The sequence below is a fragment of the Actinoplanes sp. NPDC048791 genome (assembly GCF_040650095.1).
GTDB lineage: Bacteria > Actinomycetota > Actinomycetes > Mycobacteriales > Micromonosporaceae > Actinoplanes.
On the sequence record NZ_JBEZGQ010000275.1, the window covers coordinates 1 to 9,080 of the forward strand.

At 72.5% G+C, this 9,080-nt stretch carries 9 protein-coding genes; 3 read left to right on the forward strand and 6 right to left on the reverse strand.

Going from position 1 to position 9,080, the window contains the following annotated elements:
- Nucleotides 1-976, reverse strand: a 976-nt coding sequence (locus tag AB0C29_RS20760) for an ABC transporter ATP-binding protein (protein WP_360822393.1), incomplete at its 3' end; no start/stop codon positions are given.
- A gap of 80 nt (nt 977-1,056) precedes the next feature.
- On the opposite strand from AB0C29_RS20760, the gene folP reads away from it, so the two are divergent.
- Nucleotides 1,057-1,938: a dihydropteroate synthase gene (gene folP / locus AB0C29_RS20765; protein WP_360822395.1), complete on the forward strand. Its 882-nt coding sequence runs from the start codon at nt 1,057-1,059 to the stop codon at nt 1,936-1,938.
- Here folP and AB0C29_RS20770 read toward each other — a convergent pair.
- Genes AB0C29_RS20770 through AB0C29_RS20780 form a run of 3 tightly spaced genes read right to left on the reverse strand, consistent with a single transcriptional unit; the run spans nt 1,926 to nt 3,968 of the window.
- The gene (locus AB0C29_RS20770) at nt 1,926-2,840 is read right to left on the reverse strand and encodes an LLM class flavin-dependent oxidoreductase (RefSeq protein ID WP_360822397.1); all 915 of its coding nucleotides are present in this window, start codon (nt 2,838-2,840) and stop codon (nt 1,926-1,928) included. The two genes, folP and AB0C29_RS20770, sit on opposite strands and share 13 nt — an antisense overlap.
- A 44-nt stretch (nt 2,841-2,884) precedes the next feature.
- Nucleotides 2,885-3,361, reverse strand: a complete 477-nt coding sequence (locus AB0C29_RS20775; RefSeq protein WP_360822399.1) for a MarR family transcriptional regulator — start codon at nt 3,359-3,361, stop codon at nt 2,885-2,887.
- A 34-nt stretch (nt 3,362-3,395) separates the two neighbouring features.
- Nucleotides 3,396-3,968, reverse strand: a complete 573-nt coding sequence (locus AB0C29_RS20780) for a TetR/AcrR family transcriptional regulator (protein ID WP_360822401.1) — start codon at nt 3,966-3,968, stop codon at nt 3,396-3,398.
- Nucleotides 3,969-4,039: 71 nt separating this feature from the next.
- Here AB0C29_RS20780 and AB0C29_RS20785 point away from each other — a divergent pair, with 71 nt between their 5' ends.
- Nucleotides 4,040-5,485: a DHA2 family efflux MFS transporter permease subunit gene (locus tag AB0C29_RS20785; RefSeq protein WP_360822402.1), complete on the forward strand. Its 1,446-nt coding sequence runs from the start codon at nt 4,040-4,042 to the stop codon at nt 5,483-5,485.
- Nucleotides 5,486-5,673: 188 nt separating this feature from the next.
- The gene (locus AB0C29_RS20790) at nt 5,674-7,347 is read left to right on the forward strand and encodes a discoidin domain-containing protein (RefSeq protein WP_360822404.1); all 1,674 of its coding nucleotides are present in this window, start codon (nt 5,674-5,676) and stop codon (nt 7,345-7,347) included.
- Nucleotides 7,348-7,441: 94 nt separating this feature from the next.
- Here the strand turns inward: AB0C29_RS20790 and AB0C29_RS20795 are convergent, their stop codons facing one another.
- Nucleotides 7,442-8,302 (reverse strand): MBL fold metallo-hydrolase, encoded by an 861-nt coding sequence (locus AB0C29_RS20795; protein ID WP_360822406.1) that lies wholly within the window; start codon nt 8,300-8,302, stop codon nt 7,442-7,444.
- 75 nt (nt 8,303-8,377) lie between these two features.
- Nucleotides 8,378-9,080: transcriptional regulator (locus AB0C29_RS20800; RefSeq protein WP_360822407.1), on the reverse strand; the 703-nt coding region annotated here is incomplete at its 5' end.

Below are 9,080 nucleotides of genomic sequence, written 5' to 3' on the forward strand. Positions count from 1 at the left end.
GCAGGCGCAGGAAATCGACGACGCGGCCCCCGGCGACCAGGGCGCGGCTGATGTCGAAGCCGCCCTCGATGAAGAACGCGACCGGGACGACGAGCACGGCCGCGTACCCCCAGACCGCGACCAGCTCGCCGACCGTGATCTGGCCCTGGGCCGCCATCCGCGCGGCCAGCCAGATCACAACGGCCAGGAACAGCGCGGGCAGGCCGACGCCGAGTGCCTGGATCCAGCTGGTCACCGCGCCGACCAGGTAGCCCTCCTCGGCGACCCGCTGCGAGTCGCGGCGGTAGCGGCGGGCGTAACCCTCCTTGCCGCCGAGGCCGTTGAGGATGCGCAGCCCGGCCATGATGTCGACCAGCCGGTCGGCCAGCGCGCCCTGGTGGTCGCGGTAGCGGGCGCCGGCGCGCTGGAGCCGGCTGAGCATCGGGCCGACCACGGTGGCCAGCACCGGCACGCCGGCGAGGACCACGACCGCGAGCAGCGGGGAGATCTTCAGCAGCAGCACGGCGACCACGACGTAGGCGACGACGGCGCCCAGGCCGGGCCCGGTCACCGTGAGGGCCTGGGCCAGCACCCAGACGTCGGCGATGCCGATGGTGACGATCTCGCCGGCGCCGATCCGCCGCGGCAGCGCGGCGCCGAGCCGGGTGGCGTGCGCGATGACGGCCCGCACGGTGCGGAAACCGCCGTCCAGCCGGATCTTGGTCATGGTGCGGTGCCGCAGGATGGCCAGCAGCGCGTTGACCGCGCCGACCACGAAGAGCACGGCCACCCAGCCGGTCAGCGCGGCCAGATCGCGCCGCTGCAGGCCGCGGTCGATGGCCTGGGAGAGCAGGTACGGCGGGAGCGTCAGCCCCACCATCCACAGCGACCCGAGCACCGCGCCGGCGGTGATCCGCAGCTTCTGCCGCCGCACGAGCCACCACAGGTACGGCAGCGGACCACGCACGTCGGCCACCGCGTGTCCCGCTTCCGTCACGCCTTGCACCTTAGAGCAGCAGCGATCATCGGCGGGAGCCCGAATTCGGGCGATGTTCACGGCCCGGTTAGTCTCCGGGCGTGACTGCCTTCGCACCCCCGCTGATCTGCGCCGAACGCGTCATCGGAGGACGCGCGCACGACTTCTCGCGCCGGGTCACGGTGATGGCGATCGTCAACCGCACGCCCGACTCGTTCCACGACCGCGGCCGCACGTTCGCGCTGGAGAAGGCGACCGAGGCGGTGCGCGCGGCGGCCGACGCCGGAGCGGACTGGATCGACATCGGCGGGGTGCCGTTCGCGCCGGGGCCGGAGGTCAGCGCGGCCGAGGAGCTGGACCGGGTGCTGCCGGTGGTGCAGGCGGCGCGCGGGCTGGCCGTGGTCTCGGTCGACACCTACCGGCCGGAGGTGGCCCGGGAGGTGATCGCGGCGGGTGCGGGGGTCATCAACGACACCTCAGGTCTGCGGGACCCGGCGATCGCGGACGCGGTGGCCGGCACCGACGCGTCCCTGGTGATCACCCACAGCCTGGCCGCGCCGCGCACCCTGCACCCGAGCCCGCAGTACGCCGACGTGACCGCGGAGGTGGCCGGCTTCCTGCGCGAGCGGGTGGCGCTGGCGCTGTCCCGCGGCGTCCGGCCGGAGCAGATCATCATCGATCCGGGTCACGACCTGAACAAGAACACGTACCACTCGCTGGAGCTGACCCGGCGGCTGAGCGAGATCACCGCGATCGGCTATCCGACGCTGGCGGCGCTGAGCAACAAGGACTTCATCGGCGAGACCCTGGACCGCCCGCAGCAGGAGCGCCTGGTGGGCACGGTCGCGGCGGTGGTCTTCTGCGTGACGCAGGGGGCCCGGATCGTCCGGGTGCACGACGTGCGCGCGGCGGTGGACGCGGTCCGGATGACCGAGGCGATGCTGGGCCTGCGCGACCCGGCCTACGCCCGTCACAACATCTGACCGCCGACCGCCTCGCGGACCGCCGGGGCGATCTCCTCGGCCCAGCGCCCGAGGGACACCTCGTCAGTGGTGCCGTGACCGGCCGCGAAGAGGGTGAAGCCGGCCGCGTCGTGCTCCAGCACCGCCCCGGTGAGCTCCTCGATCCACTGCCGCACCGAGCCGCCGAGCCACCGCCCGGCCGCGTCGCGCGGGGCGGGCAGCGGGCGGTCGGTGATGGCCCCGGGCAGGTTGAAGACGGTGCGGATCTCGCGCGGATCGCGGCCCACGGCGGCGGCCGCCTCGTCGATGACGGGGCGCGAGGTCCGGTAGCGCTCGCTGAGCCAGTCGGCGGCGTGTCCGGGGATCCAGCCGTCGGCGACGCGGCCGGTGACCGCGAGGGACTTCGGGCCGACCGAGCCGGTCCACACCGGCGGCGCAGGGACGGGCGCGGGCTCCAGCTCGTGCACCCGGCAGTACCGGCCCTCATGGGTGACCGGCGGGCCACCGCCGCACAGCTTCCTGATGAGGACGATCGCTTCCTCGAAGGCTTCGACGGCCGCGCCCGGGGAGAGCCGGGGCACGCCCAGCTGCGCGATCCGGTCCCACAGGCCGCCGGCGCCCATGCCGAGCACCACACGCCCGTCGGAGAGCGCCATGAGCGATGTCACCGTGCGGGCGAGCATGGGAGCGGGCCGGCTCGGCAGGTTGGTCACGTTGGCCAGGGCGGCCAGCCGCTCGGTGCGTCCCAGGACGAAGCCCACCGCGGCGTACGCGTCCAGGCGCCCGCCGAAGTAGGGGTGGTCGGACAGGGAGACGTGATCGAGCCCCGCCCGGTCGGCCTGGCGGGCGGCGCGCACCAGAGCCGGCCCCTCGGTGATGCCGTGAGGTGCGCCGAAGCCGAAGACAACCCGGGATCCGGACATGGAAATGCCTTTCCGATGGCCTATAGTTCGCACCACGAACTGTATTAGTTCGTGCTACGAACTGCAACCTCCGGCTCCAGGAACACCTCGGGAACTCTGTTGTCACGCACGACAGCGCCGAGCAGCCCGGCCAGCGCGTCGCGCCCGGCGTCGTCCAGGCCGGCGGCCAGCCGCTCCACCCGGCGGCAGGTCTCGGCGTAGAACTCCGCGGCGAGCCGGCTGCCGTGCGGGGTCAGCGCGACCCGTACCGCCCTCGTGTCGCGGGGATCCGGCTCGCGGCTGACCAGGCCGTTGCGTTCGGTGCGGTCCACCAGGCCGGTGAGGCTCGACTTGGCCAGAGAGAGCATCGTGGTCAGCTCGCCCATGCCGCGCGGCCCGCCCATCAGCACGCACAGCAGCTGTCCCTGCTGCGACGTGAGGCCGTGCTCCCGCCCCGATTCGGCATAGACCGCATTGACCAGGAACGTGGCCCGCACCAGGGCGGCCACCACCCCGATCCGGCCCTCGTCAGCACTGTCCACCAGGCCATTGTAGGCCGACCATTCGTGCCACGAACTATCCGGGTTCGGGTCCGAGCCAGCCCTTCTCGAGGTTGTGCACGCCGATCAGCTCGGTCATCCACGGCTCGCGGGGCACCGCGTCCGGCCCGATGATCTGGAGCACGCCGAGCACGGTGAGCAGCATGCCGCTGGCCAGGAAGCCGCGGGCCTCCTCCTCGCCGGCGCCGGTCAGCTCACGGACCGTGCGGTAGATCCGGCCGAAGCAGGCGCGCACGGTGGGCCCGAGCGCGGGATCGGCGCCGGCGGCGAAAGCGTGCAGCAGGACGGTGATCAGGTCCCGCTCGGCCAGCAGGTCGTCGTAGGCCATGCCCAGGCTCTCCAGATCGGCCCGCTCGGCCGCCGCCTGGCGGAAGCGCTGCTCGACGCGGCCGGTGGCGTGCTCGGCGGCGGCCAGGAACAGCGCCTGCTTGGTGCCGAAGAGCCGGATCACGTACGGCTGGGAGACGCCGGCCAGGCGGGCCACCTGATCGGTGGTCGTGCCGGCGTAACCGCCGCGGGCGAAGGCGGTGATCGCGGCGGCCACGAGCTGCTCGTGGCGCTCCTCGGCGGTGAGGCGGGTCCTTTTCACGTTGACAGGTTATCAGTTGATAACTACGGTGGCCTCAGCTAGTTATCAGTGAATAACAACAAGGAGATGCGATGTCCAGCTCAGCGGCCGCGCCCAGCCGGCCCCGCCCTCTCGCCGCGGTGCTGGCCGCCGTCGGCATCCCGATCTTCATGGTCACGCTGGACAACCTGGTGGTCACCACGGCGCTGCCGGTGATCCGCGCGGACCTCGGCGCCTCGGTCACTGACCTGCAGTGGTTCGTCAACGCGTACACGTTGCCCTTCGCCGCTTTCCTGCTCACCGCGGCCGCCATCGGCGACCGGATCGGCCGCCGCCGGATGTTCCTGGCCGGGATCGTGCTGTTCACGCTCGCGTCGGCCGCCGCCGCCCTGAGCACCGAGTCGTGGATGCTGACCGCCTCCCGCGCGGTGCAGGGCCTGGGCGGCGCCGCGGTCGCCCCGCTGTCACTGACCCTGCTGGCCCAGGCGGTCCCGGACCGGCTGCGCAGCGCGGCGGTCGGGATCTGGGGCGGCATCAGCGGTCTCGGGGTCGCGGTCGGCCCGGTGGTCGGCGGCGCGGTGGTCGAGGGTCTCGACTGGTCCTGGATCTTCTGGCTCAACGTGCCGGTCGGCGTCGTGGCCGTGCTGCTGGCCGCGACCGTGCTGCCCGAGTCGCGCGGCGGCGCCGTCCGGCTCGACCCGCTGGGCCTGCTGCTCTCCGCCGCCGGCATGCTGCTGCTGGTCTGGGGCGTGGTGGACGGTCCGGACCACGGCTGGTCCTCGGCCCGGGTGCTGTCCATGCTGACCGGTGGCGCCGTGCTGCTCACCGCGTTCGTGGTCTGGCAGCGCCGCAACAGCGCGCCGATGCTGCCGCTGTCGCTGTTCCGCTCGCGGGGCTTCAGCCTGGTCAACATCGTGACGCTGACCTTCTCGGCCGGCACCTTCGGCGCGGTCTTCCTGCTGGCCCAGTTCTTCCAGGTGGTGCAGGGGCTGAGCCCGCTGGACGCCGGCATCCGCACCCTGCCGTGGACGATGGCGCCGATGGTGGTGGCGCCGCTGGCCGGCATCTTCGCCGACCGTCTCGGCGTGCGGAACCTGATCGTGGCGGGTCAGGCGCTGCTGGCCGCGGGCATCCTGTGGATCGCGCTGGCCACCACGACCGAGGTGAGCTACGGCGACCTGGTGATCGCGTTCGTACTCAGCGGGGTCGGCATGGGGCTGACCTTCGCGCCGATCAGCACCATGGCGCTGGCCAGCGTCACGGCCCGCGAGCGCGGCGTCGCCTCCGGGGCCAACAACACCATCCGCGAGCTGGGCGTGGCCGTCGGCATCGCGGTGCTGGCCTCCATCTTCACCTCCACCGGCGACTACACCAGCCGGCAGGCCTTCGTCGACGGGCTGGTCCCCGCGGTGATCGTCGGCGCCTGCATCGTGGCGGCCGGCGGCGTCGTGGCGTTGTGGCTGCCCCGCCGCCCGGCCCCCGTGGCCGACGAGATCCCGCCGAGCGTGCCCGAGGCGGTGCCGGCGCTCCAGCACTGACGGTTCGACCGGCTGCGCCGGGGTCCGATCGTGGGCTCCGGCGCAGCCACGCGTCTTCTTGCGGTCCGGCATCACGAATGTTTCAGAAGTTGGTCCAACTATTGCGGGACTGTGTCCTGCGCTGTCACGATGACCGTCGATCCGACATCCCCCTCCATCCCTAGGTCGGATCGGATCGGAGCATCCCCGTGCCCGTCTCCCGCCGTACCGTGCTGTCCACGATGGCCGCCGGCACCGCCGCGGCCGCCTCCCCCGCCCTGTTCGCCCGCCCGGCCGGCGCCGCCTCCCCGCCCGGCGACGTCGTCGGCAAGATCACCGTCGGCTACCAGGGCTGGTTCTCCTGCCCCGGCGACGGCGCCCCGATCGGCGGCTGGTGGCACTGGAGCCGCGACCGCTTCCAGCCGCCGTCCCCCGCCAACACCACGATCGTGTCCTGGCCGGACCTGACCGACCTGCAGCACGGCTACCCCACGGCCTACCCGAATCTCGGCAACGGCCAGAGCGCCCGGCTGTTCTCCTCCTACGACCAGCAGACGGTCGACACGCACTTCCGCTGGATGCGCGACTACAACATCGACACGGCGGCGCTGCAGCGCTTCAACCCGACCGGCGACGAGGGGCCGACCCGCGACGCCATGACGGTCAAGGTCCGCGGCGCGGCCGAGGCGACCGGCCGCAAGTTCTACATCATGTACGACGTCACCGGCTGGACCGCGATGCAGCAGGAGATCAAGAACGACTGGCTGACGAAGATGGCGGCGCACACGGCGTCACCCGCGTACGCCCGGCAGAACGGCAAGCCGGTCGTCTGCATCTGGGGTTTCGGCTTCGACGACCCCGGCCGCCCGTTCACCCCCGGCCCCTGCCTGGACGTCATCAACTGGTTCAAGGCACAGGGCTGTTACGTCATCGGCGGGGTGCCGACGTGGTGGCGCCAGGGCATCAACGACTCGCGCCCGGGCTTCGCCGACGTCTACCACGCCTTCCACATGATCTCGCCGTGGATGGTGGGCCGGGCCGCGACCCCGGCCGACCTGGACTCGTACTACGCCAACGCCAACGTCGGGGACTACGCCGACTGCCAGGCGCACGGCATCGACTACCAGCCCTGCGTGCTGCCGGGCGACCTGTCGTCCGGGCACCGCCGGCACGGCGACTACTACTGGCGCAGCCTCTACAACATGATCCGGCTCGGTTCACAGGGCCTGTACGTGTCCATGTTCGACGAGTTCAACGAGGGCAACCAGATCGCCAAGACGGCGCCCACCGCGGCGTTCGTGCCGGCCGGTTCGGGCATCCGGGCCCTCGACGAGGACGGCACCGCCTGCTCGGCCGACTACTACCTGCGGATCACCGCCGACGGCGGCCGGATGCTCAAGGGACAGCTCGCACTGACCGCGACCCGCCCGACCCCACCGGTGCTCGGCGGCGGCCCCGGCCCCGACCCGGCGCGCGACCTGGCCGCGGGCCGACCGACCGCGGAGAGCAGCCACACCCAGGTGTACGGCTCGGGCAACGCCGTCGACGGCAATCCCGGCTCCTACTGGGAGAGCGCGAACAACGCTTTCCCGCAGTGGCTGCAAGTGGACCTCGGCGCCGCCACCGCGGTGTCCCGCCTGGTGCTACGCCTGCCACCGGGCTGGGAGACCCGTACTCAGACGCTGAGCGTGCAGGGCAGCACCGACGGCGGGGCGTTCACGACCCTGTCCGCCGCGACCGGCCGCACGTTCAACCCGGCCGGCGGCAACCAGGTGACGGTGACCTTCCCGAGCGCCTCGGTGCGCTACGTCCGGATCACCGTGACGGCCAACACGGGCTGGCCGGCCGGTCAGGTGTCCACCCTGGAGGCATACGCGGGATAGCTCAGTCTCTGCGGCTTCCATCCTCAGCCGCAGGGACCCGAGGCGGAAGGCCGACGCCCGCCGGCGCCGGCCTTTCACCTCCCAGGCGTCGCCGTCAGTAGCGAGGGAAGGCTGCCCACTCCGTGACGGCGAACGCGTCGCCGCGGTGGGCCACCTCAAACGCGCTGTGGCCGCTGAAGTGCGCCGGCAGCACCAGTGCTCCCGCGTCCGCCGCCCATCCCAGCAGCCGGCGACGGCTGACCCGGGCCGCCGCGGGGTCCTCGCAGAAACAGCTGTTGTGCTCCGGGTGCAGCAACTGCAACGGCGTGTGCAGCAGATCCCCGGCGAACAGCGCCCGGTCGTCACCTGAGCTGAGCTTGATCACGGCGGAGCCGGGAGTGTGCCCCGGCGCCGCCTCCAGCCGCAGGTTCGCGTCGATCACGTACGCGTCCTCCCAGAACCGGGCCTGACCGGACTCGTGGATCGGGACGACGCTGTCCTCGAAGGCGTCGCCCGCCGTCCGGGGCTGGTAGTCCGCCCGCGGCATCAGGTAGGTGGCGTTCGGGAACGTCGGCACCCACTGCCCGTCCACCAGGCGGGTGTTCCAGCCGACGTGGTCCGCGTGCAGGTGCGTGTTCACGACCAGGTCGACGTCCTCCGGGCGTACCCCGGCTGTCGCGAGCCGGTCCAGGAAGTCCCGGTCCAGGTGGTCCCACATCGGCACCGACGGGCGGGTCTTGTCGTTGCCGACGCCGGTGTCGACCAGGATCGTGCGGCCCTCGCTGCGCAGCAGCCAGGTCTGCATGGCCGCGTGCACCAGGTCGTCGGCCCCGAGGTGGTCGGGCACCAGCAGGTCGCGATGCTCCTGCCAGGCGTCCGCCGGCAGCTCCGGGAAGAAGGCGCCCGGCGCCATGATCGGGCCGTGCATCTCCTCGACGCGGGTCACTGTGACGTCGCCGAGCTTGATCTCGTGCATGGTCGCTCCAGAGGGGTTGAGGGCGTACGGGGTCCGGCGCTCGTCGTCGGAGCACCCGGGGAGAGAAGGGAAAGGTCAGTCGGTGACTGCCCGCTCGGCCGGCACAGCGCCGCTCGTCGCCGTGCTGTGCACCAGCAACGTCAGCGCCGCCTGGGACGGCGACCCCGGCTCGGTCGTCGCGACCACCAGGACCTGGGCGTGTTCCGTGCGCAGGGTCTGCTGGGTGACCGTCAGCGCGCCCACCAGCGGGTGGCGCATCTCGTAGACCGCGTCGCCGAGGGCCTTGACCCGGTGGTCGGCCCACATCGCGGCGAACCGTGCGCTCTTCATCGACAGCTCACCGACCAGCCCGGCGAACAGCGGGTCGTCCGGGAAGTGCCCGGAGGCCATCCGCAGCGTCGCCACCACGGCGCGGGCCTTGGCCGGCCAGTCGGCGTACAGCTCGCGGGTGTGCTCGTCGAGGAAGACCAGGCGGGCCATGTTGGGCCGGTGCCGGCTGTCGGGCGCGGCCACGTCGAGGTGCCCGGCGAACAAGGCGTGCCCGGCGGCGTTCCAGGCGAGCACGTCACTGTGCCGGCCCAGCACCACCACCGGTACGTCGCCGAGCGCGCTCACCAGTTGCCGGACCGCGGGCGTGACCCGTTCCGGGGCGGGCCGGCGTCGCGTGGTGCCGCCGCGGGTCCCGGCGGCCAGCTCCCGCAGGTGGGCGCGTTCGGCGTCGTCGAGCCGCAGGGCCCGGGCGATCGCATCCAGCACCTCCGGTGAGGCGTTGGACGAC

What these genes read in the sequence shown, in the direction of transcription:
- AB0C29_RS20770 (WP_360822397.1), bottom strand. Translation starts at nt 2,840, where the DNA reads ATGTCCGGATCCCGGGTTGTCTTCGGCTTCGGCGCACCTCACGGCATC.
- AB0C29_RS20785 (WP_360822402.1), top strand. Translation starts at nt 4,040, where the DNA reads ATGTCCAGCTCAGCGGCCGCGCCCAGCCGGCCCCGCCCTCTCGCCGCG.
- AB0C29_RS20795 (WP_360822406.1), bottom strand. Translation starts at nt 8,302, where the DNA reads ATGCACGAGATCAAGCTCGGCGACGTCACAGTGACCCGCGTCGAGGAG.